General features: G+C 71.3%; 19 protein-coding genes. 8 read left to right on the top strand and 11 right to left on the bottom strand.

The window, feature by feature from the left end; translation table 11 throughout:
• Nucleotides 1–39: 39 nt before the first annotated feature.
• The 6 genes from OG371_RS02190 to OG371_RS02165 all read right to left on the bottom strand — a co-directional run bounded on the left by OG371_RS02190 (nt 40) and on the right by OG371_RS02165 (nt 8,868).
• A complete protein-coding gene (locus tag OG371_RS02190) occupies nt 40–753 on the bottom strand; it encodes a PP2C family protein-serine/threonine phosphatase (protein ID WP_329064989.1) in 714 nt (237 codons plus the stop codon).
• 151 nt (nt 754–904) lie between these two features.
• Entirely contained in the window at nt 905–2,782 is a 1,878-nt protein-coding gene (locus OG371_RS02185; RefSeq protein ID WP_329064987.1) for a glycosyltransferase family 39 protein, read from the bottom strand.
• The gene (locus OG371_RS02180) at nt 2,779–4,065 is read right to left on the bottom strand and encodes a glycosyltransferase (protein WP_329064985.1); all 1,287 of its coding nucleotides are present in this window, start codon (nt 4,063–4,065) and stop codon (nt 2,779–2,781) included. Before OG371_RS02180 ends, OG371_RS02185 begins: the two co-directional genes overlap by 4 nt.
• A gap of 235 nt (nt 4,066–4,300) precedes the next feature.
• The gene (locus OG371_RS02175) at nt 4,301–6,214 is read right to left on the bottom strand and encodes a glycosyltransferase family 39 protein (protein WP_329064983.1); all 1,914 of its coding nucleotides are present in this window, start codon (nt 6,212–6,214) and stop codon (nt 4,301–4,303) included.
• A 39-nt stretch (nt 6,215–6,253) separates the two neighbouring features.
• The gene (locus OG371_RS02170) at nt 6,254–7,267 is read right to left on the bottom strand and encodes a methyltransferase (RefSeq protein ID WP_329064980.1); all 1,014 of its coding nucleotides are present in this window, start codon (nt 7,265–7,267) and stop codon (nt 6,254–6,256) included.
• Nucleotides 7,268–7,314: 47 nt separating this feature from the next.
• The gene (locus OG371_RS02165) at nt 7,315–8,868 is read right to left on the bottom strand and encodes a sensor histidine kinase (protein ID WP_329064978.1); all 1,554 of its coding nucleotides are present in this window, start codon (nt 8,866–8,868) and stop codon (nt 7,315–7,317) included.
• Nucleotides 8,869–9,428: 560 nt separating this feature from the next.
• Here OG371_RS02165 and OG371_RS02160 point away from each other — a divergent pair.
• A complete protein-coding gene (locus OG371_RS02160) occupies nt 9,429–9,986 on the top strand; it encodes a hypothetical protein (RefSeq protein WP_329064976.1) in 558 nt (185 codons plus the stop codon).
• 47 nt (nt 9,987–10,033) lie between these two features.
• On the opposite strand, the gene OG371_RS02155 is transcribed toward OG371_RS02160, so the two are convergent.
• Both OG371_RS02155 and OG371_RS02150 read right to left on the bottom strand, forming a co-directional pair.
• Nucleotides 10,034–10,864 carry a fructosamine kinase family protein gene (locus tag OG371_RS02155; protein ID WP_329072884.1) on the bottom strand — a complete coding sequence of 277 codons (831 nt, stop codon included), beginning with the start codon at nt 10,862–10,864 and terminating at the stop codon, nt 10,034–10,036.
• Nucleotides 10,865–10,951: 87 nt separating this feature from the next.
• On the bottom strand, nt 10,952–12,967 hold the full coding sequence (locus OG371_RS02150; RefSeq protein WP_329064975.1) for a fatty acid desaturase: 2,016 nt from the start codon (nt 12,965–12,967) through the stop codon (nt 10,952–10,954).
• Between the two features lie 318 nt (nt 12,968–13,285).
• Here OG371_RS02150 and tig point away from each other — a divergent pair, with 318 nt between their 5' ends.
• From tig to OG371_RS02125, 5 genes are all read left to right on the top strand, one after another.
• A complete protein-coding gene (gene tig, locus OG371_RS02145; RefSeq protein WP_329064972.1) occupies nt 13,286–14,704 on the top strand; it encodes a trigger factor in 1,419 nt (472 codons plus the stop codon).
• A gap of 137 nt (nt 14,705–14,841) precedes the next feature.
• Nucleotides 14,842–15,453 carry a ClpP family protease gene (locus OG371_RS02140; RefSeq protein WP_091619503.1) on the top strand — a complete coding sequence of 204 codons (612 nt, stop codon included), beginning with the start codon at nt 14,842–14,844 and terminating at the stop codon, nt 15,451–15,453.
• 25 nt (nt 15,454–15,478) lie between these two features.
• Complete coding sequence (locus tag OG371_RS02135) at nt 15,479–16,132, top strand: ATP-dependent Clp protease proteolytic subunit (RefSeq protein ID WP_329064969.1); 654 nt, start codon at nt 15,479–15,481, stop codon at nt 16,130–16,132.
• Between the two features lie 225 nt (nt 16,133–16,357).
• Nucleotides 16,358–17,653, top strand: a complete 1,296-nt coding sequence (gene clpX / locus OG371_RS02130; protein WP_091619498.1) for an ATP-dependent Clp protease ATP-binding subunit ClpX — start codon at nt 16,358–16,360, stop codon at nt 17,651–17,653.
• Between the two features lie 105 nt (nt 17,654–17,758).
• On the top strand, nt 17,759–18,166 hold the full coding sequence (locus OG371_RS02125; RefSeq protein ID WP_329064965.1) for a hypothetical protein: 408 nt from the start codon (nt 17,759–17,761) through the stop codon (nt 18,164–18,166).
• Between the two features lie 16 nt (nt 18,167–18,182).
• Here the strand turns inward: OG371_RS02125 and OG371_RS02120 are convergent, their stop codons facing one another.
• Both OG371_RS02120 and OG371_RS02115 read right to left on the bottom strand, forming a co-directional pair.
• The gene (locus OG371_RS02120; protein ID WP_442876072.1) at nt 18,183–19,127 is read right to left on the bottom strand and encodes an alpha/beta hydrolase; all 945 of its coding nucleotides are present in this window, start codon (nt 19,125–19,127) and stop codon (nt 18,183–18,185) included.
• A gap of 18 nt (nt 19,128–19,145) precedes the next feature.
• Nucleotides 19,146–19,838 carry a TetR/AcrR family transcriptional regulator gene (locus tag OG371_RS02115; RefSeq protein WP_329064963.1) on the bottom strand — a complete coding sequence of 231 codons (693 nt, stop codon included), beginning with the start codon at nt 19,836–19,838 and terminating at the stop codon, nt 19,146–19,148.
• Between the two features lie 68 nt (nt 19,839–19,906).
• Here OG371_RS02115 and OG371_RS02110 point away from each other — a divergent pair, with 68 nt between their 5' ends.
• Nucleotides 19,907–21,268, top strand: coding sequence for a carotenoid oxygenase family protein (locus tag OG371_RS02110; RefSeq protein WP_329064962.1), 1,362 nt, complete (start codon nt 19,907–19,909; stop codon nt 21,266–21,268).
• Here OG371_RS02110 and OG371_RS02105 read toward each other — a convergent pair.
• Nucleotides 21,261–22,232, bottom strand: a complete 972-nt coding sequence (locus OG371_RS02105) for a hypothetical protein (RefSeq protein ID WP_329064959.1) — start codon at nt 22,230–22,232, stop codon at nt 21,261–21,263. The genes OG371_RS02110 and OG371_RS02105 overlap by 8 nt on opposite strands.
• Nucleotides 22,233–22,332: 100 nt before the next feature.
• Between OG371_RS02105 and OG371_RS02100 the strand changes: the two genes are divergently transcribed.
• On the top strand, nt 22,333–22,923 hold the full coding sequence (locus OG371_RS02100; protein ID WP_329064955.1) for a TetR/AcrR family transcriptional regulator: 591 nt from the start codon (nt 22,333–22,335) through the stop codon (nt 22,921–22,923).
• Nucleotides 22,924–22,927: the final 4 nt, after the last annotated feature.

Here is a 22,927-nt window from a genome sequence, read left to right as displayed (position 1 = left end):
TTCCCTTACGCCCCAAGGGAAAACGAGGATCATCCAGCGTCAGGCGGCAACCGGAAACCGCTCCGTGACGACGTGAGCGACGTCCACCTCCGGCTGTTCGACGAACAGCGCAGTCGCGTTGTCGGAGCCGCCGATGGCGATCGCCGTCTCGACCAAGGCCGCGGCGCCGCGCCCAGGGTCGCCGAGCAGCTCGTCGATGGTCGCCGGTGGGAGCACCTTGTGGACGCCGTCGCTGGTCAGCAGCAACCCGCCGCCGACTACCTCGGAAGTGCCGATCTCGTGCGGTTTCGTGGTGCGGACGCTGGTGGTCACCATGTGCTCCATCCGCGGGGTGTACGGCTGGTGGCGCGAGCGGAAGTACTCGGCGAGCGTGTGGTCCACGGTGAGCCGGCGGACCATGCTGCCGTCCCAGGCGTACGCGCGGGCGTCGCCGACCCAGGCGATCCGGTAGCCGCCCGCGAACGGCATCGCGACGACCAGCACGGCGTCGCCGGTGCCGCCGAGTTCGCGCAGCGCCCGCTGCGCGTTCAGGATCGCGGCGACCGGGCCGTCGGCCACCGGGGTGCGCGCGGCGGCCGCGGCGGCGGTCTGGGCGGCGCGGCCGGCACCCGGGTCGTCGCCGACGCCGTCGGCAAGCGCAAACGTGATGCCCGGCGCGCCGGCCAGTGCGTACGCGCTGACCGCGTCGGCATTGCGCTCGCGTGGCCCCTGCGCGCTCGCGGTGTGCCAGCGTGGGTATCGAGTCCCGGCCATGGCGTCCTCCCGGCTGTCTCGCGGCTTCCCCTTGACTCCAGAATGCGCCCGAATCCTGGGAGCATCCTGAGGGGCGGCTGTAGGTCAGCTGTTTCCTGCCGAACGCAGTGAAGGCCTCCTCGCCCGCGGGCAAGGAGGCCTTCACCGACGATCAGGCAGTGAGCTGGTACACGGTCTGCCCGCCCACCGTGGTCGCGGTGAAGTTCGCCGCCACCCAGTCGCTGATCTCGGTCGAGCCGCCGCCGGGGCCGCCTTGGCCACCGCCCTGGCCGCCGACGACGTAGTACGAGATCTCGCCGTCCGCCACGTACTGCTTGAACTGGGCCAGCGTCGGCGCGGGATCACTGCCGTCCCAGCCGCCGATGCCGATCACGGCCTTGCCACTGGCCAGCTCCAGCGAAGCAGCCGACTGCGAGCCACTGGTCGCCGCCGCCCACTTGGTCGTGGTCTTCGCCAGCAACTGCGACAACGCGGTACTCGAGCTGTCTTCGCCGAAGCCACCGCCGCCGCCCATCCGGCCACCGCCGATGCCGTTCTGCGAGGAGGGCCCGGAGACCGGGATGGACCCGGTGTGCGCCACCGAGGTCGTGTCCACGGCGTACGCGGCAGTGCCGAGTCCCAGCGTCAGCACGCTCGCCGCGGCCAGCACCGCGAGCGCCTTGCGCATCGGCGGCAGCCCGACCACCACGACGGTCGCGACCAGCAGCGCCAGCACCGCGACGACCCAGCGCAGCCACGGCAGCCAGTCCGGCGTCCGCTCGAGCAGGATGAAGTCCCACACCCCCGTGACCGCGATCATCCCGCCCAGCACCATCCGGGCCGACATGTTCGCGCGGCTGCGCCACAGCGCGTGCCCGGAGATGGCGACCACCGCGGCGATCGCCGGGGCGAGCTGCACGGCGTAGTACGGGTGGATCGTCCCGCCCATGAAGCTGAAGACCAGCCCGGTCACCAGCAGCCAGCCGCCCCAGATCAGCAGCGACGCGCGCGTGCGGTCGGTGCGTGCGGCGCGCCGGGTGAACCACAGCCCGGCGACCAGACCGATCAGCGCGGCGGGCAGCAGCCAGGAGATCTCGGTGCCGAAGCTGGCGCCGAACATCCGGCCGATGCCGCTGGCGCCGCCGAAACTCGTGTTGGCGCCGCCACCACCGAATCCGCCGCCGCCACCGCCGCGGTTGCCCTCGCCGCCGAAGATCCGGCCGAGGCCGTTGTAGCCCAATGCGAGCTCCAGCAGGCTGTTCCCGGTCGAGCCGCCGATATACGGGCGGGAAGACGCCGGCCAGAACGCGACCAGCGCGAGGAACCAGCCCGCCGAGACGACCACCGCGGCCGCGGCGCCGAGCAGGTGCAGCAAGCGTTTGCCCAGCCCGGTCGGCGCGGCGATCAGGTAGACCAGGGCGAACGCGGGCAGCACCAGGAACGCCTGCATCATCTTCGTCAGGAAGCCGAACCCGATCGCGACGCCGGCCAGCGCGAGCCACATCGGGCTCGCCTTTTCGACGGCGCGGACGGTGAAGTACGCGGCCGCGATCAGCAGCAGCACCAGCAGCGCGTCCGGGTTGTTGAACCGGAACATCAGCGCGGCCACCGGCGTCAGCGCGAGCACCGCGCCGGCCAGCAGGCCGGGCACCGGGCCGGAAACCCGCCGCACCGTCAGGTACAGCAGGCCGACGGACGCGACGCCCATCAGCGCCTGCGGGGCCAGCACCGTGAAGCTGGAGAACCCGAAGATTCGCGCGAAGGCCGTGCCGACCCACAGTGCGGCGGGCGGTTTGTCGACCGTGATCACGTTGCCGGAGTCCAGCGAGCCGAACAGCCAGGCCTTCAGGCTCTGCGTTCCCGACTGCACGGCGGCCGCGTAGAACGAGTTCCCGTAGCCGGAGGCGGTCAGGTTCCAGAAGTACAGGACGGCGGTCACCGCGAGCAGCCCGAACACGGACGGGCGCACCCAGCGTGGCGCGTTTTCCTTGCGGTGCCGCGGATCTCGGGCGGTGACGCCCTCGACGGGAGCGGGCAGGACGGCGGTCATCGGTTCTCCTCGGCGGTGGCGCGCCCGCGGCGGGGGTTGAAGACCCAGCCGCGCAGCAACAGGAAGCGGAGCACCGTGGCGGCCAGGTTCGCCAGCACGAGCACAGTGGTTTCCAGGACCAGCCCGGGGTGGGTGGTCCCGTTGAGCAGAGCCAGCGAACCGCTGGTCAGCAGCAGACCGAGGCCGAACACGATCAGGCCCTCGAACTGGTGCCGCCCGGCGCCGGTCCGCCCGCGCACGCCGAAGGTGACCCGGCGGTTGACGGCGGTGTTGGCGATCGCGGTGACGAGCAGCGCGGTGAAGTTCGCGACCTGCGAGCCGACTCCGGCGCGCAGCAACAGGAACAGCAGCAGGTACGCGGCGGTGCTGGCGACGCCGACGGCGGCGAACCGCACCAGCTGACGCGCCAGGCTCGGCGGCACCCCCGGCGCCTCGACGCCGATGGGCTCCCGGCCGAGCTGCTCGCGCAGCCGGCTGATCGGGACCTCGCCGGTGAACGTGGCGCGGGTCAGCCGCGCGACGCCCTTGAGGTCCGCGGTCGCCGTGGCGATGATGTTGACCGACGAGTCCGGGTCGTCGACCCAGTCCACCGGCACCTCGTGGATGCGCAGGCCGGACCGTTGCGCGAGCACCAGCAGCTCGGTGTCGAAGAACCAGCCGGTGTCCTGCACGTGCGGCAGCAGCCGCCGGGCGACATCGCCGCGGATGGCCTTGAAACCGCACTGCGCGTCGGAGAACTTCGCCGCCAGCGTGCCCTTGAGGATCAGGTTGTAGCAACGCGAGATGAACTCCCGCTTCGGCCCGCGGACCACGCGCGCCCCGCGAGCCAGCCGGCTGCCGATGGCGAGGTCCGAATGCCCGGACAGCAGCGGCGCCACCAGCGGCGCGAGCGCGGCGAGGTCCGTCGACAGGTCCACGTCCATGTAGGCCAGCACGCTGGCGTCCGATGTAGACCAGACGGCGCGGAGCGCGCGCCCGCGGCCCTTCTCGTCCAGGTGGTGGACCACGACTTCGGGGATCTCCCGCGCGAGCCGCTCGGCGACGTGCAGGGTCTCGTCCGTGCTCGCGTTGTCCGCGATGGTGATCCGGTACGGGTAGGTGACGTGTTCTTCCAGGTGCGCGTGCAGGCGGCGGATGCAGGGCTCGAGGTCGGTCTCCTCGTTGTAGACCGGGATCACGACGTCGAGGACCGGGTGCGGGCCGCTGAGGCCGACCGGGGTGGTGCCCGGCCGCGGGGCGGGCACGGTGCCGGCGCTGCTGCGGGAGGGAGCGGTGGCGTTCATGAGTTCACCTTCGCGGCCCTGGCTTTGGCTACCTTGTGGCATTCCTGTGGTGGCCCTGTGGGTCGGAGCGCCCCAGCCTTGGTTGCTCCAGCCCTGCCCCACCACCACCCTCAACGGAAGCGCTCCGCGCCCAGCCCCGATTCCACGCACCCAATGTGGCGTTCGGTGCGTTGGACGCACCGAACGCCACATTGGGGCGCATCGGGACCTGGCCATCGGCTTGGCCGCGTGGGGCTCAGGCGGTCAGGTCGTACACCGTGACACCGTCCACAGTGGTCGATTGATAGTTCGCCGCCACCCACTCGGCGATCTGCTCGGCGTAGTTGCTGCCGCTGTCGCCCTGCATGCCCATGCCTTCGCCGAGGAAGTAGTGGATCTGTCCACTCCGGACGTACTGCTGGAACTGCTGCAGCGTCGGGTACGGGTCGGTCCCGTTGAAGCCGCCCACGGCGAGCACGGGCTGCCCGCTGCCGAGCTGGTAGCCGGCGGCGTTGTTGGAGCCGACGGTCGCGGCCGTCCAGCGGTACTGGCTCGCGTCCCGGGTCAGCAGGGCGGTGAGGTTGGCGCCGGGCAACGAGGTGCCGAGCAGTCCGCCCGCCATGCCACCGCCGCGTCCGCCGCCATTTCCACCAGGACCGCCACCGGCGTTGCCACCGGGACCGCCACCTCCAGGCATACCGCCGAAGCCACTGCTCGGCCCGGCCGACGGAATGGCGCCGCTGTGGGTGGTCGCGGCGGTCGCGAGGCTGTACGCGCCGGTCCCGGCGAGCAGCGTCACCAGGCCCAGCACGGCGATCCCGCGCGCGGCGGCGCGGCCGAGCTGGTTGACGAAGAACAGCGCGACGGCGGTGAGCAGCCCGGCCACGAGCACGGTCGGGGCGAGCCACGGCAACCACGAAGAATCGCGGATCAACAGCGCGTACGTGGTCAGCGCGGTCAGCGCGACGCCGCCGCTGAGCAGCCCGGCGGCGGCCGGTTCCGAGCGCAGGCGCCAAAGCTGCACCGCGGCGGTGCCGACGAGCGCGGCGATCGCCGGGGCCAGCGCGACCGTGTAGTACGGGTGGATGATGCCGCCCATGTAGCTGAACACCGCGGCCGTCACCAGCAGCCAGCCGCCCCAGACGACCAGCGCGGCGCGGCCGGGGTCGGTGCGCGGGGCGCGGCGGGTGAACCAGAGCCCGGCGCCGAGCGCGAGCAGCGCCGCCGGGATCAGCCAGGCGATGCCGCCGGCCATCTCGCTGCCGAACAGCCGGAACAGGCCGGTGCTGCCCCAGCCACCGCCGCCTCCGCCCCCGCCGACGCTGCCGGTCTCGTCGCCGGTGATGCGGCCGAAACCGTTGTAGCCCAACGTGAGTTCGAGCAGGCTGTTGTTCTGCGAGCCGCCGATGAACGGCCGGTCGGCGGCCGGCCACAGCGTCACCACCGCGAGGTACCAGCCCGCCGAGACGACCACCGCGACGGTCGCGGCGGCCAGGTGCAGCAGCCGTTTGCGGAGCGAGGCCGGCGCGGCGATCAGGTACGCCAGGCCGAACGCGGGCAGCACCAGGAACGCCTGCAGCATCTTGGCGAGGAACCCGAACCCGACGGCCGCGCCGGCCAGCATGAGCCACTTCGGGCTCGCTTTTTCCAGCGCGCGGACGGTGCCGTACGCGGCGGCTACGAGCAGCAGCACGAGCAGCGCGTCCGGGTTGTTGAAGCGGAAGATCAGCGCCGCCGCAGGGGTGAGCGTGAGGACGGTGCCGGCCAGCAGCCCGGCCGCGGCGCCCGACGTCCGCCGCACCGTGGCGTACAGCAGCCAGGTGGAGCCGACGCCCATCAGCGCCTGCGGGACCAGGATGCTCCACGCGTTCACCCCGAACAGCCGCGCGGAAAGGCTCATCACCCAGAGCGCGGCCGGGGTTTTGTCGACGGTGATGCCGTTCGCGGCGTCGCTGGAACCGAAGAACAGCGCCTTCCAGCTCTCCGAGCCGGCTTGCGCGGCGGCTGAGTAGAACGCGTTGGCCCAGCCCGAGGCGCCGAGGTCCCACAGGTAGAGCCCCGCGGTCGCGACGAGCAGGAGCAGGAGCGTTGGGCGAACCCAGCGGGGATCGGTTTTCCGAGGGGCCCGGTCCGGGACGGCCGGGCGGGCGGGGGTCGCGACTGCGGTCATGGGCCCCAGCTTCACGGCCCGAGCTGGGGCACCGTTGTGTCAGTCCTGTGTGGTTTCTGTGGTTTTGTCCGCGGCTCGGGCGACGCCGAACGCCAGCGCCGTCCGCCCGTCCGCGATCGGGCTGGACGCGCGGAGCACGAGCCCGGCGCCGGTGCCGAGCGCGGCCAGCTCGTCGACGGTCCGTTCCCGGCCGGCGAAACACATCAGCATGAACAGATCCATCGCGGTGTCGGTGCCCTGCCCGAGCACCGCCTCGATCACCACCACGGTGCCGTCCGGAGCGGCGGCCCGGCGGCAACCGGCCAGGATTTCGCGGGCGTGCTCGTCGTCCCAGTCGTGCAGGATGTCGGACAGGAGATAGGCGTCGGCCCCGGTGGGCAGCGGGTCGAAGAAGCTGCCGGAAACGGCGCCGGCCCGGTCTCCGAATCCCGCGGCGGCGAACCGATCGGCGGCCGCGGCGCTCGTCGGCTCGAGGTCCAGGACCCGCCCGCGCAGACCGGGATGGGCTCGCAGGATCTCCGCGAGCACGATCCCGTCGCCCCCGCCGACGTCCAGGACCTCGGTGAACCGGCTCCAGTCGAAACGCTCGGCGATCTGCGGCGCCTGCGCCTGGAACCGCCAGTTCATCTGGGCGTCGAACGTGCGCCGCAGCTTCGGGTCCGCGCCGAGGTCCGCCCAGAATCCGCGGCCGTACCGCTGCTCGTAGGCGGGCTCTCCGGTGGTGATCGTGCCGAGCAGGTCGACGAACGCGAGTTCGGCCCGGCCGCCGGCGCAGGTGATGTCGAGCAGCGGCTTGATCCCTTCCGGGGCGTCCTCGCGCAGCTGCGCGCCGAGGTCGGTCGGGCGGTACCGGCCATCGTCGAGCGTGAAGACGTCGATCGCGACGAGGTGGTCAAGCAGCCGCCGGAGGGCCGGCGCCGCGGTTCCGGTCGCGGCGGCGAGCTGTTCTGCCGTCGCCCCAACGGTTCCGGCGTGCTCGGCCAAGCTGAGCGTGGCGGCCACCCGGATGGACATCGGCGTGGCGAGGTCGGCCATGGCTCGGATCTGCTCCATCGCCCGAACCTAACCAGGCCGTCTTGGCTGTGGCAGCTGTATTTCCGTCAGGACGCGCGCAGGTTGTTCGGCGGACGCCCCGGTTTGTGCGGGCGCCGGGCTTCGAGCTGCGGGACGGAACGGCTGCGTTGCGCGGGCACGACCGTCGGCAGCCGGACGGCGAACTCGGTGCGGCCCGGGTGGCTGTGCACCTCGATCGTGCCGTGGTGCGCGACCAGGACCGCCGCCGCGATGGCCATGCCGAGGCCGGTGCTGCCCGCGGCGCGCGAGCGTGACGAATCGCCGCGCGCGAAGCGTTCGAAGACGGCCGGGAGCAGGTCCGGCGGGATGCCCGGGCCGTTGTCGGTCACGGTGACCACGGCACTGCCGTCCGCCGAGCGCGCGAGCGACGTGACGACGGTGGTCCCGGGCGGGGTGTGCACGCGGGCGTTGGCGAGCAGGTTGGCCAGGACCTGGTGCAGCCGCTGGACGTCGCCGTGCACCAGGATCGGCTCGTCCGGCAGGTTCAGCCGCCATTCGTGCCCGGGCCCGGCGACGTGGGCGTCCCCGACGGCGTCGGCGACCAGCCGGGCGAGGTCGACCTCGGCGAGTTCGAGCGGGCGGCCCGCGTCGAGCCGCGCCAGCAGCAGCAGGTCCTCGACGAGCGTGGTCATCCGGTCGGCCTCCGACTCGATCCGGGTCATCGACCGCGCGATGTCCGGCGGCACCAGCATCCGCCCGCGCCCGGCGAGCTCGGCGTACCCGCGGATGGCGGCGAGCGGCGTCCGCAGCTCGTGGCTCGCGTCGGCGACGAACTGGCGGGCGCGCATCTCGCTGGCGTGCCGCGCCTCCAGCGCGGCGGAGATGTGGCCCAGCATGAGGTTCAGCGCGGAGCCGACCTGGCCGACCTCGGTGCGCGGGTCGGTGTCGCCGTCGGGGACCCGCACCGACAGGTCGACGTAACCCCGGTCCAGCGGCAGCTCGGAGACGCGCGCGGCGGTCGTCGCGACGCGTTCGAGCGGCCGCAGCGTGCGCCGGACCGCGAAAGCCCCGATGATCGCCGCCCCGGTGACCCCCACCGCGGCGACGCCGAACAGGATCAGCCCGACCGTCAGCAGCGTCAGGTGCACGGGATCGAGGGGGACCCCCGTGACGACCACCCCGCCCGGGATGGCCGACGCGGTGACGCGGTAGTCGCCGAGCTGGTCGAGGGTGCGGTTGTAGGCCTTGCCGTCGACCGGCACTGTCTGCAGGGCGTCCAGCTGCGCGGCGGTGAGCGTGACCTGCTGCCCGTGCTGCGAGAGCGACCCGCCGTCGACGAGGTGGTCGCCGACCAGGTGCGCGTTGACCGTCCCGGCGCCCTGCCCGGGCGCGTCGAGGGGGTTGTGCCCGCCCAGCGGCCCGCCGTGCATGGCGAAGTCCTTGGCCCGGTCGGCGGCGGCGTAGAGCTGCCCGTCGGTCTGGCTGGTGAGGAAGGCGCTCAGCGCGAACTCGCTGACCACCCCGATCACCAGGCACACCAGCGACAGCAGCAACACGATCGACAACGTCAGCTTCATGCGCAGCGAAAGCCGCCCGAACCGGGTGGGCCGGCCGGGTGCTCCCTTCGCGCGCTGTGCCATGACAAGAGCGTGCGGGCCCAGAGTGTGGGAGCGATGTGTGCTGCCTGTGAGTCGGCTGTGCGAGGGATCGCGGGAATGTCACGAGTGCGCCGGAAAGCCGGTCACAGCACCGTCTGACGGCGGCCACAGTGCGCACACAGCGTCGCCGCCCACGGTGGGTTTCAGATCCCTTTTGCACTCAGCTTTCACACCCACGGAGTGAAGTCATGACCACACCTCGCAGCGGCCAGCCGGCCGTCCCGCCCCGGCCGTCCGGTCCGGCGGTTCCGCCCCATGGCGGGCCCGCGGCCTGGCCCAACTCGGGGCCCGCCGGTTCCGCGCCACTGAACGGCTACGGCGCCGGGATGAGCGGCCGGCCTGGTCCGGCTTACGGGCCGCCTTCGGCGCCCGGCCAACCCAATCCGGCTTACGGCCAGGCTGCAGCGCCGGGTCAGCCCGTCTCGGCTTATGGCACGCCCGCGGCCCCGGGTCAACCGGTTGGCGCATCGGCCGCTGCTTCGGCGCCCGGCCAGGCAGTTCCGCCTGCCGCCTCGGGTCCGGCCGGGTCTTCGGGCGGCGCTGTGCCGCCGGGTTCCGGACCGTCCACGCCGGACACTTGGGGCGGCGACACACCCCCGGCACCCGGTGGCACGCCCTGGACCGGCCGTCGCAAGTGGGTCGCGGGCGGGGTCGCCGCGCTGGTCGTCGTGGGTGGTGGCGCGGGGATCTGGGCGGCGAGTTCGTCTTCGTCGAGCACGACCGCCTCGGGTGCCACCGGCCCTGGCTCGGGCCAGCTGGGCGGCCGGGGCGCGCCCGGTGGCGCGGCGACGTTGAGCGCCGCCCTGCACGGCGAATTCGTCACCACCGGCACCAGCGGCAACTACGTCACCGAGTTCCTGCAGAAGGGCAAAGTCACCGCCCTGAGCGCCACTTCACTGACCGCCCAGAGCGCCGACGGCTTCACGAAGGTCTACACAATCGACTCCAGCACCGCGACCGGAGTCACCAACGGTGAAGAGGTCACCATCGTCGCCACCACCTCGGGCACCACCGCCACCGCGACCTCGATCACGGAGACCAGCACCACCACCGGAGGCCCGGGTGGCACGCCGCCGGGCGGCACCGGATCGGGGAACTGAGCCCTCGTTGAGACGCAAGTGGACTGTCTGTATAGGACAGTCGCGCGTCAGGACAACCGTTGAGCGATCGACAAAGCCTGCGTGGCGTACGAGCGGCCGAACAGGACCGTGTGCACCAACAGCGGAAACAGCTGGTGCAGTTCGATTCGCTCACGCCAGCCGGGGGACAGCGGCGCGGTTTCGGCGTAGGCGCCGAGGATCCGGTCCAGCCCCGGGCAGCCGAACAGGTCCAGCATCGCCAGGTCGGTTTCGCGGTGCCCACCGTGGGCTGCCGGGTCGATGAGGTACGCGCCGTCCCGCGTCCACAGGACGTTGCCGTTCCACAGATCGCCGTGGAGGCGGGACGGCGGTTCCGGCGGGCCGGACAGCGCCGGGAGCCGATCGCAGACCCGGTCGAACGCCCCGGCCTCCTCGGCGCTCAGCGTCCCCCGGTCCCGGGCGAGGCGGACGTACGGCCGGACGCGGTGCTCGGCGTACCACTCCGGCCAGTCCGGGCCCGGCGTGTTTTCCATCGGCGCCAGGCCGATCCACGCGGCGGCCGGGGCGTCCGGGGGAGGAGAGCCGAACGCGGGCGCACCGGCGGCATGCAGTGCGGCGAGGTCACGGCCCAGCCGCGCCGCCGTGTCCATCGTGCCGCGGCCAGACTGCCCCCGACCGATCCGTCCGCCGCCCCCTAGCCCCGCCGCCCGTTCGTCGATCCGGTCGAGAACCAGCCACTGCTCGTCATACCCGTGCACCACCGGGATCGGCACCACAGCGGGCTCAGCCAGCCAGCGAAGCCCCGCGCCCTCCGCGGCCGTGGCACCGGGCGCGTGCCCCCGCTTGACCACCACCACATCCCCACCGTCCAGGACGGCTTCGGTCAGCGCACCGGACATCCGTCTCGTAGCGGTGACCGTGCGGCCGGTGAGCCGGGAGACAGCCGCGGCGGCATCCACGACCGGCACCGTACCGGCCCAAGCGGCTCAGCGGTCGTAGTCGACGGCCAGTTCGGCGGTGGTCGGCCGGGCGCGGCAGGTCAGGATCCGGTTCTCTGCCACGTCGGCCTCGGTCGGGGCGTAGCGGACGTCCATGTCGACGCGGCCGCGCGCCAGCCTCGCCACACAGCTGCCGCACGCGCCGCCGGTGCAGGAGTACGGCACGTCGAGGCCGGCGCGCAGCGAAGCGTCCAGCACGGTCTCGCCCGGCTTCGTGACCACCTCACTGGTCAGGTTCCCCACGTTCACCGACAGCTTGGCCGGCGCCCCCTGCGGCCGTCGCGCGGGCGCTCCCGCGAACAGCTCGAAGTGGACGTCCTCGTCCGGCACGTAGTTCTCCGCCAGCGTCTGCTTCACCAGGTCCAGCAGACCGCGCGGGCCGCACAGGAACCAGCGGTCGACTTTCGCCGGGTGGAGCCGGTTCTGCAGCAGCGCGCGCAGCCGGGTGCCGTCGAGGCGGCCGCTGAGGTACCGCTCGTGCGAGATCGCCAGCGCCTCGCCGACGGTGTCGAAATGCCGGGCCGGGCGGTGCGCGTGCAGGTCCGGGTCACGCTCGTCGGTGCGGTAGTGGATGACGTGCAGCCGTCCGGCCCACTGCCGCGCCAGCGCGCCGATCTCGTCGGCGAACATCGTGGTGGCTCCGGAAGTGTTGACGAACAACAGGGTCGCGCGGCTGTGCGGCTCGTCGCGCAAAGCCGTCGCGAGGATCGACAGCACCGGCGTGATGCCGCTGCCCGCCGCGAGCGCGACGTAATGCGCGGCCCGGCCGGGCACGGGCGTCAGCGTGAACCCGCCCGAAGGCGGCAGCACGTCCAGCTGGTCGCCGGCCCGCAGCTGCGAGTTGGCGTACGAGGAAAACGCCCCGCCGTCGCGCCGCCGCACCGCGATGCGCAGCAGGCCGCTCCCTTCGGCGGAGCAGATCGAGTACGTGCGCCGCACCGGCATTCCACCGATCAGGGCGCGCACCGCCACGTGCTGGCCGGCCCGGTGCCGGAACGTCTCGCGCAGCTGGTCCGGCACGGCGAAGGTGATCACCACGGCGTCCTCGCCGGTGGGCTCGACGTGGTCCACCAGCAGCCGGTGGAACCGTCGCGGGCCGGGCTCCGGCGCGGCCGGGGGCGCGGGCGGCTCGGCGAAGCTCTTCGTCAGCCGGCGCCACGCGCGGTGTTCCGTCGTGGTCAGCTCACGGCCCCACGGGCCGGCCGGCGCGGCGCGCGTGCGCAGATAACGGTGGAACGGGACGACCGGGCGGAGCTGGTGCAGCAGGTAGTAATTCCGGTGCAGCAGCACCGGTTTCATCAGCCACCTGAGCCCCGCCCGCACCCGCCCGGGTGGCTGCTCGGCCGACGCCTGGTGGTGCGGCAGCCAGCCGAACCACCACATCATCAACCCGAGCCCCAGCCGTTGCGGGATCAGGTAGAGCACCAGCAGCTCCCAGCCGTACCCGGCGGCGACCAGGACCGTCGCCAGCGCGGCGAACGCGGCCAGCGCCACCAGTCCCTCGGTGCGCTCGCCCGACGGCCGGCCGCGAAGGTGCTGGGGGAGGTGGCGCGCGAAGCGGAAGTCGATCGTCAACCAGCGGAACGGCAGCTGCCACCACCGCCCTTGCGTCACCCACGGGTCCGGGCGCGCGCTCGTGGCGTGGTGGTGGCTGCTCAGGTGCAGCGAGCGGAACAGCGGGAACGAGCCGTAGGCCGCGACGAACAGGGTCGACAGCCGGCCGAGGACCTCGTTCAGCCAGGTCAGCCGGCCGGCCGTGTGGTGCGCCGACTCGTGCGCGACGGTGAACATGACGAACGTGGCGAGCACGTCCAGCGGAATGGTCAGCCAGGGCGAGGCCAGGCCCGCCAGCAGCAGCCAGGCGGCGGTGGCCCACAGGGCGAGCCCGCAGAGGAACAACGCGAGTGCGGGGAGTGACACCGGAGGCAGCGAGATCCGCGGGCCGGGGACCGTGGCCGGGCTCCGTTCCCCCGCTCCGGGCGGGCGGCTGTCGACGACGGGCATCCGCGGCTCCTCGCCTTGAGCGCTCCTGGTCGAGCGGTGACACACTAGACAACCGGACGGCATTTGTACATCGGGTTTCGCGCACGTCCCGCGAGGAATTCGCGCCGGCGTCAAGGCGACAGCGGCGCAAGTACTGTGCAAAGCGGCGCCCGTGCGCGCCGGTGCAGGCGCTCTGCCGCTGCTCGGCGAGGTTGTCCGATGGCCCCCGGCCCGGTCCGCCCGCACCCCTGGCCTAGACTCGGTCGTCCCGGTCTGCAGGTGACCGGGGCCAATCCGCGGATTGTCCAACCCCATCGTTTACCGCTCGAGGAGAAGACCTTGAAGAGCACCGTCGAGCAGCTCAGCCCGACGCGAGTCAAGATCAATGTCGAGGTGCCGTTCGACGAGCTCAAGCCGAACTTCGACCGCGCCTACCGCAAGATCGCCCAGCAGGTGCGCATCCCGGGCTTCCGGCCCGGCAAGGCGCCCGCTCGCGTCCTGGAAAGCCGGATCGGCCGTGCGCCGGTGCTCGACGAGGTCGTCAACGAGGCCATCCCGGCCAAGTACATCGAGGCCGTCCGCGCCGGGGAGGTCCGCACGCTGGGCCAGCCCGAGTTCGAGGTGACCAAGATCGAGGACCGCGAGGTGCTCGAGTTCACCGCCGAGGTGGACGTGCGGCCGGAGATCGAGCTGCCGGACCTCGAAGGTCTTGAGATCAGCGTCGACGACGTCGAGACCACCGACGCGGAGGTCGCCGAGCAGCTGGACGAGCTGCGCGCCCGCTTCGGCACCCTCACCGGCGTCGAGCGCCCGGCCGAGAACGGCGACTTCGTCTCCGTCGACCTGTCGGCGACCGTCGACGGCGAGACCGTGGAGGAGGCCTCCACCACCGGCCTGTCCTACGAGATCGGCTCCGGCCAGCTCGTGGACGGCATCGACGACGCGATCATCGGCGCCAGCGCCGGCGACACCAAGACGTTCACCACCCAGCTCGTCGCCGGCGACCACGCCGGCAAGGACGCCGAGGTGACCGTGACCGTCCAGTCGGTCAAGCAGCGGGAGCTGCCCGAAGCCGACGACGAGTTCGCCCAGCTGGCCAGCGAGTTCGACACGATCGACGAGCTGAAGGCCGACCTGAGCGAGCGCCTCGCCCGGGTCAAGAAGATGCAGCAGGGCGTACAGGCTCGCGACCAGGTCCTGGACATCCTCCTGGAGCGCACCGAGGTGCCGATCCCGGAGAAGGTGCTCGAGGGCGAGATCGAGAACCGCAAGCACGACGCAGTGCACCCGTTCGACCACGACGAAGAGCAGTTCGCGAAGGCGCTCGAGGCCGAGGGCCGCACGCTGGACGAGTTCAACGCCGAGGTCCAGGAGGAGTCGGAGAAGGCCGTCCGCACGCAGCTGCTGCTGGACACCATCGCCGACAAGGAGCAGACGTCGGTCAACGACGCCGAGCTCACCGAGCGGATCATGTACCAGGCCCAGCGCTTCGGCGTCAGCCCGGACGAGTACGTGCAGCGCGCCCAGCAGTCGGGCCAGCTGACCGCGATCTACGCCGACGTGCGCCGCGGCAAGGCGCTCGCCTCGGTGGTCCGCGGCACCACGGTCAAGAACGCCTCGGGCGAGGAGGTCGACCTCTCGGAGCTGTTCGGCGCCGGTGACGAGGCCGACACCCCCGCGGTGGTCGAAGGCGGCGTCGAAAGCGGTACCGAGGAGACGCAGGTCACCGAGGAAGCGGCCAAGACCCCGGCGGAGTGAAGCTGTAAGCGAACTTGGGCGGTGTGAGGCATTCTGCACCGCCCAAGTTCGTTAGGGTCGGTTGTTAGTCAAGCATCTGAAGACGACAGCGGCGCCTGGTACGACACGGGCCGCCGCCGGCGAAAAGGCAGGCAGACGTGAAGCAGCACATGCCCGAGGGGCGGACCGGCACCGCGGGGCTGACCCTCACCGACTCGGTGTTCGAGCGATTGCTCCAGGAGCGCATCGTCGTCCTCGGCTCCGAGGTCAACGACGAGATCGCCAACCGGATCACCGCGCAGCTGTTGCTGCTCGACGCGGACGACGCCGAGTCCGACATCCGGTTCTACATCAACTCCCCGGGCGGCTCGGTCACCGCCGGGTTCGCCATCTACGACACCATGCAGCTGATCAAGCCGGACGTGGCGACCTACGCCATGGGCATGGCGGCCTCGATGGGGCAGTTCCTGCTCTCCTCGGGCACGCCGGGCAAGCGGTACGCGCTCCCGCACGCCAGGATCCTGATGCACCAGCCGTCGGCGGGCGTCGGCGGCACGGCCTCGGACATCGCGATCCAGGCCGATCTGTTCAACAAGTGGAAGCAGGAGCTGGCCAAGATCACGGCCGAGCAGACCGGGCAGACCACCGAGCAGATCATCGCGGACGGCGACCGCGACCGCTGGTTCACCGCGCAGGAGGCGAAGGACTACGGCTTCGTCGACCACGTGCTGAGCCGCGGCGACGGCAACGGCCTCAACCCGACCAACTGAGCGCGAAGCACACAGGAGACCTCTCATGAGCAATTTCCGGCTCCCGGGTGACTTCCGGGCTCCGCAGACCCCGCAATCGCGGTACATCCTGCCCTCCTACGTCGAGCGCACCAGCTACGGCGTGAAGGAGTCCAACCCGTACAACAAGCTGTACGAGGAGCGGACGATCTTCCTCGGGGTGCAGGTGGACGACGCGTCGGCCAACGACGTGATGGCCCAGCTGCTGCACCTCGAGCACGAGGACCCGGACCGCGACATCAGCATCTACATCAACTCCCCGGGCGGGTCGTTCACCTCGCTGATGGCGATCTACGACACCATGCAGTACATCCGCCCGGACATCTCCACCGTGTGCCTCGGCCAGGCGGCCTCGGCCGCCGCGGTGCTGCTGGCGGCGGGCACCCCGGGCAAGCGCATGGCGCTGCCCAACGCCCGCGTGCTGATCCACCAGCCGGCCACCGAGGGCACCTACGGGCAGGTCTCGGACCTGGAGATCCAGGCCAACGAGATCCAGCGGGTGCGGCGCCAGATGGAGGTCATCCTGGCCAAGCACACGAACAAGGAGCCGGACCAGATCAAGGCCGACATCGAGCGGGACAAGATCCTCACCGCCGAGGAGGCCAAGGCCTACGGCCTGATCGACGAGGTGCTTCCGTACCGGAAGGCTTCGGCGCTCTGATTCACCGGGACCGGTGCGTGTCGGAGTGACGACACGTACCGGTTTCCTGGTCTAGTGTCGAGCCCTACTTGCCCGGTAGGGGCCGCGGGTGTTCCCGCTCGCGGCTTCGGACGGGTACCGTCAGTGGCAATGCGTGAGGCCCCGGTGCGATCGGGCAGCGGCCGGGGCGGCGAGCGAAGTGTCAGGTGCGTGTTTCGCGCACCGGAGGGGACGAGGTCAACGGCCATGGCACGGATCGGTGACGGCGGCGACCTGCTGAAATGTTCTTTCTGCGGGAAGAGCCAAAAGCAGGTGAAGAAGCTCATTGCCGGCCCCGGGGTCTACATCTGCGATGAGTGCATCGACCTCTGCAACGAGATCATCGAAGAGGAGCTGGCCGAAGCCGGCGACGTGAAGCTCGACGAGCTGCCGAAGCCCGCCGACATCCACGAGTTCCTCGAGCAGTACATCATCGGCCAGGACGACGCGAAGAAGACACTGGCCGTCGCGGTCTACAACCACTACAAGCGCATCCAGGCCGACGACAAGGCCGGGCCCAAGGACTCCAAGGACGAGCCGGTCGAGCTGGCGAAGTCCAACATCCTGATGCTCGGCCCCACCGGCTGCGGCAAGACCTACCTCGCGCAGACGCTGGCGAAGCTGCTGAACGTGCCGTTCGCCATCGCGGACGCCACGGCGCTGACCGAGGCCGGGTATGTCGGCGAGGACGTCGAGAACATCCTCCTGAAGCTGATCCAGGCGGCCGACTACGACGTCAAGCGCGCCGAGACGGGCATCATCTACATCGACGAGGTCGACAAGATCGCCCGCAAGTCGGAGAACCCGTCGATCACGCGTGACGTCTCCGGCGAGGGTGTGCAGCAGGCGCTGCTGAAGATTCTCGAGGGGACCACGGCGTCGGTGCCGCCGCAGGGCGGGCGCAAGCACCCGCACCAGGAGTTCATCCAGATCGACACGACGAACGTGCTGTTCATCGTGGCCGGCGCCTTCGCCGGGCTGGAGAAGATCATCAACGAGCGCGTGGGCAAGCGCGGCCTCGGCTTCGGCGCGGAGATCCGCACCAAGGCCGAGATCGAGGGCAGTGACGTCTTCTCCGAGACGATGCCCGAGGACCTGATCAAGTTCGGCCTCATCCCGGAGTTCATCGGCCGCCTCCCGGTGGTCGCCACGGTGAACCACCTGGACAAGGAGTCGCTGGTCTCGATCCTCACCCAGCCCCGCAACGCGCTGGTGAAGCAGTACATGAAGCTCTTCGAGATGGACAACGTCGAGCTGGAGTTCACCAAGACCGCGCTGGAGGCGATCGCCGACCAGGCGGTGCTGCGGGGCACCGGTGCCCGTGGCCTGCGCGCGATCATGGAAGAGGTCCTCCAGCCGGTGATGTACGACATCCCGAGCCGCGACGACGTGGCGAAGGTCGTGATCACCGAGCAGACGGTCCGGGAGAACGTGAATCCCACGATCGTGGCGCGGCAGCCCTCCCGCCGCGCGCGCAGCGAGCGTGGCGAGAAGTCGGCCTGATCGCAGTTCCGCGGCCGCCCGGATTCAGCACTCGGGCGGCCGCGGAATACTGTGTTGTGAGAGTCCGCTGACGAGGTGTTCGCGGCAGGCGCGATAATGGAGTGGATGACAACCGTGCCGCTGACCGCAGCCCCCGGGGACCACACGACCGTCGAATCGGCCGAACCGGTGGTTCCCCTCGAGACCGACGAGCCCTCGGGCCCTTCCGTCGGCATTGTCGAGCTGAGCGAGCGGGTCGTGGCCTCGGTGCTGACCCGCTGCCCGTGGCTCTACCGCGCTTCCACCATCATGCTGGCGGTCTTCGCGGCGGTCTGCCTGGTCGCGGTCGGGACCCGGCTTTCGGCGCTGCCGCTCATCCCGATCCCGCTGTTCGCCGGCGCCTGGTACTTCCTGCGCCTGCTGCGCGCCGCGGAAACCCGCCCGCTGCAGCTGCGCTGGGCCACCCTCTTCGTGGTCGCGACGATGGTCGGCTTCTGGCTGATCTCGGTCGTCGGCCGCTGGGTCTCTTCCTGACCGAGGGCCCTGCCGCTCAGGCGGTGCGGGGCAGGTGCTTGCCGACGAAGCTCACCAGGCTCGGCACCACCGAGTGGAAAAACGCGTCGGTGTGCTTGCCCTTCGCGGTGTAGCCGATGGCCGGGTGGGTGGCGGCGATGTACCGGCGCACCCCGGTGATGAACGAGTCCTCGGTGCCGCACCACACAGCCGTCGGGACGCCCTGCAGCGCGTTGAGGTGGCGGAGCGGGTCCAGCGCCGTCCAGTCGGTCATGCCGGTGAAGATGTGGCGCTTCGCCATTTCCGGCCACGACGTGATGAGCGCGGGGGAGATGGCCGCGATGGCCTCGGGCGGCTGGCGGCGTTCGAGGCGGCGGCGGCCGTACAGCATGGCGCCGAAACCGCCCATGGAGACGCCCGAGCAGGCGAACGGCAGGCCGTCCGGGCCGGCGAAGCCGCGGGCGCGCAGCCACTGCGGGACCTCCTCCAGCAGCATCGCCATCGGGTCGTCGCCGGGGTGGACCTGGTGCCAGTAGTTGTCGCCGCCGTCGACGGCGACGTAGCCGTACGCGGGCGCGGCCTTGCGGGCGACGTCACTCGCCAGCTGCTTCAGCAGGCCGCTCGGTGCGGCGTTGCGCGCGGTGCCGTGCAGGCCGTGCAGCATCAGTGACATCGGCAGGCCGTGCGGCGGCTTCTTGCTCGGCAGCAGGAACACCAGGTCGACGTCACGCCCGCGCGCGGCCGAGTGCACCCGCTCCACCCGCATGCTGCCGAGCTGGGTGACGGGAGTGGACGACGCGACGCCCAGCACCCGTTGCAGCGCCTGACTGAACGGCACGGCTCCGGTGGCCGTCCCCACGGCCAGCCCGGCCACGCCGAGTCCCGAGGCACCCGCGATCAGCGCCGAGCGGCGGCTCATCCACCGCCGGTTCGCCGCGGGTTCGTCCGTTTCGCGCACCTGATCTCCGTCCCCCACACCCATTAGGACGCGGCTCGGCGCTCAGGCGTTGCCTTCGTCGGTCTCCATGCTGCTGCGCGTTTCCGCCCGGTGCCAGCCGGCCAGGCCGGCCTCGCCGGATCGGCGGGCCGCTTCGGCAGTGTCCCCGAGCCCGATCGCCAGGGTCACCCCCAGTGGCACCAAGATGTCCTCGACATCCTGCCGGCGCTGCCCGAAGTGCCCGGAAGTCTCCAGCGTGACGTACCCGTGCACCGCGCTCCAGAGCTGCGCCGCGGCCGGGAACGGCTCCCCGTGGAAGCGGCCGGCCTCGATCGCCCGCTCGGTGGCCCGCAGCAGGTAGCCGAACGCCGTGCTTCCCTCGTTCGAGTCGCCCGAGGCGACGACCTCGGCCAGGCTCAGGCCCTTCGCCCGGCCGAAGGTGACCGCGAACAGCTCCGGGTGCGCCCGCGCTGTGTGCCGGTATGCCAGCGACAGTGCGAGGAGGTCGGCCACCGGGTCTTCCGTCGGCGTGACCGCGGCCAGATCGGCGCTCAGCCGCCGGAATCCCTCCGCCGCCACGGCGTCCAGCAACGCCGCCATTCCGCCGAAATGCGTATAAACGGCCATTGTGGACGTTCCTGCCTCGGCCGCGATCTTGCGCGCCTGGAGCGCCTCGGGGCCGCTGTCGGCGAGCAGGCGCACCGCGGCTTCGACGAGCCGTTCCTTCACATCGCTGCCGCGAGGCTTCTCGGTCATGCTTGCCAGTATCGCATAACCCTGTTATACCTGAGTTCCATAACAGGGTTATGGCTTGGGAGGGCACGATGGTCAACCAGTTCCTCGAAGACAACTACGCCCCGGTCGGCCACGAGCACACGAGCACGCGGCTCGAGGTGACCGGGCACATCCCCGAGTACCTGGACGGCCGTTATCTGCGCAACGGCCCCAATCCACCTCCCGGCACCGACCCGGAGAGCTACCACTGGTTCCTCGGCGACGGCATGGTCCACGGCGTCCGGCTGCGCGACGGCCGCGCCGAGTGGTACCGCAACCGCTGGATCCGCACCCCGCACCTCGCCGGGCTGCTCGGGGAGCCCGACGCCGGCCCGAGCACCGGCCCCGGCGCCAATACCAACGTGATCGGGCACGCCGGCCGCACGCTCGCGCTGGTGGAGGGCGGGCTGCCGCAGTGGGAGCTGACCGAGGAACTCGACACGGTCGGCCCGTGCGATTTCGACGGCACCCTGACCGGCGGCTACACCGCCCACCCGAAACGGGATCCGCGCACCGGTGAGCTGCACGCCGTCTCGTACCGCTTCGGGCTCGGGAACCAGGTGCAGTACAGCGTGATCGGCACCGACGGCCGGGCCCGCCGGGTCGTCGACATCGAGGTGGCCGGGGCGCCGATGATGCACGACTTCTCCCTCACCGAGCGGTATGTGGTGTTCTACGACCTGCCGGTCACCTTCGACCCGGACCAGGCGCCGGTGGCGGTGGGCGCCCCGGATCCGTTGCGCGCCATGGCCGGGCGCGGGGTCAGCTCACTGCCGTACCGCTGGAACCCGCGTTACCCGGCGCGGGTCGGGGTGATGCCGCGCGAGGGGGGCAACGGCGACGTCCGCTGGTTCGACGTGGGGCCGTGTTACGTCTTCCACCCGCTCAACGCCTACGACGAGGGTGATCGGGTGGTGCTCGACGTGGTCCGGCACCCGAAGATGTTCGACCGGGAGCTGCGCGGCCCCGAGCGGGGCACGCCGACGCTGGACCGGTGGACCGTCGAGCTGTCCGCCGGGAAGGTGCTGGAGGAACGCCTCGACGAGCACGGCCAGGAATTCCCGCGGGTCGACGAGCGGCTGGTCGGGCTGCCGCACCGGTACGGGTACGCGGTGGCGACCGACAATGGGTCCAGCGGCTCCGGTGAACTGTACAAACACGACCTGGCCAAGGGATCCTCGTCGGCGCGCTCGTTCGGCGCGGGCCGCCGGCCGGGCGAGTTCGTGTTCATCCCGTCCCATGTGGACGCTGCCGAGGACGAGGGCGTGCTGATGGGCTTCGTGTTCGACGCCGCCACCCACCGCAGTGAGCTTTCGCTGCTGGACGCGGCGACGCTGGAGACCGTGGCGACGGTGCACCTGCCGGACCGGGTGCCGCACGGGTTCCACGGGAACTGGGTCCCGTCTAGTTAGGATTGTCCACTGTGTGCAGTTCGACGCGCAGCAGCATGGCCTCGCGGACGATCCCGCCGGGCGGCGCGGTGGTGCCGCCGTCCGTGGTCACGTACATGACCCGGCCGGGGTCCCGGCTCCAGGCGGCGCTGGACGGCCCGGCCAGCAGCTCGTCGAACGGGTCGCCGGCGAGGTGGCGGACCTCGCTGCCGTGCCGCGGGGCCAGCGGCACCCGGTCGAGCGTGTTGGCGCGATGCCTGGTGACATAAGCGAATCCGGCTTCCTCATCGAGGCAGAAGTCGTCGGCGTTGTCGATCGCGGCGACGAATTCGGGGCTCCCGGCCGGATCGAGCGTCGCCGGGTCGACCGGGACGCGCATGAACACCTGCTGCGCGGTCGAGGTGTAGTAGAGGTATCCGGTCCGCGCGCTGTAACGAACCCCGTTGACGCCCGGTTGCCGCGGCGGCGCGACCTCGCCGTCCGGGTCGTCCGCCATGGTGTCGTGGGCCAGCCAGACCCGGGCGGTCGCGTGCCGCGCGCCCTCGTCCAGGTCGACCCGCCAGATCAGCCCGGCGAAGCAGTCGGCGACGGCGAGCACCCGGGGGCCGAGCAGGCAGCTCCCGTTGAGCGCGCGGACGCGGTCGTCGAAAGTGAGGATGATTTCCGGGGCGACCGGCTCGCCGGGCGTCCAGCCGTTGAGGTCGATCCGCACCAGGTGTGATTCGTGGGTGGTGTAGCCCGCGGTCACGCTGACCAGGAAGACGTCGGGCTCGGCCTCGACGACGCCGGTGACCGGGAAGTCGAAGCGGTGCACCAGAACCGGGGTCGCCGGCGCGGTGCCCGGCACGAGCCAGAGCTCCTGCTGGATGACCGTGGTGACGAGCACGGACCCGTCGGCGCGGACCGCGAGGTTCTCCAGGAAGTAGCCCTTCGGGAAGTGCGCGACCGGGGTGATGGTGACCGCCGGGACGGGGGTGATCGGCATGGTGATCCTCCTTGGGCGATAAAAGAGGACGGACGTCCGCTTTCTTTTACGGTAGGCTCGGCCGCGCCGGGTTGTCAAACCGGCCGGGGAGGACGGGCCCATGCCGCGGGTGAGCCAGCAGTACAAGGACGACCAGCGCGCCGAGATCCTGGCGGCGGCGCGGAGCTGCTTTGTCCGCAACGGTTTCCACCGCACGTCCATGCAGGACGTGTTCACCGAGGCCGGCAAGTCCGCGGGCGCGGTCTACCGGTACTTCCCGAAGAAGGAGGACCTGATCGTCGGCGTCGCGGCCCAGAATCTGGACGACGTCGCGGAGGTCCTGACCACTGCGCTGGCCCGCGGCGACGGCGATCGCGGCGTCGGTCAGGTGATGGCGGAGCTGCTGACCGCGGTCGTCGAACGGCACCGCGACCGGCAGCTGGCCGCGATGGCGTTGATGGTCTGGTCCGAAGCCCTGCGCAATCCCGAGCTGGCCGAGCGGCTGGAAGCGGCGACCGTCGCCATGGGCGCGGACGTGGCCGCGCTCGTCCGCGCGCGGCAGCGGGACGGCACCTGGGCCGGGGCGCCCGCGGACGCGCTCGCCCAGGTGATCCTGTCGATCCTGCCCGGGTTCCTGTTCAACCTGGCGCTGCTCGGACCGCGTGGGGTGGCCGGTTTTCCGGACGCCGTCAGGACTTTGTGGCCGGACTGACGGC

Source organism: Amycolatopsis sp. NBC_01480 (genome assembly GCF_036227205.1).
Taxonomy (GTDB): Bacteria; Actinomycetota; Actinomycetes; order Mycobacteriales; family Pseudonocardiaceae; genus Amycolatopsis.
The sequence above is the reverse complement of the archived record's forward strand: the minus strand, read 5'-3'. Positions and strand labels throughout refer to the sequence as shown.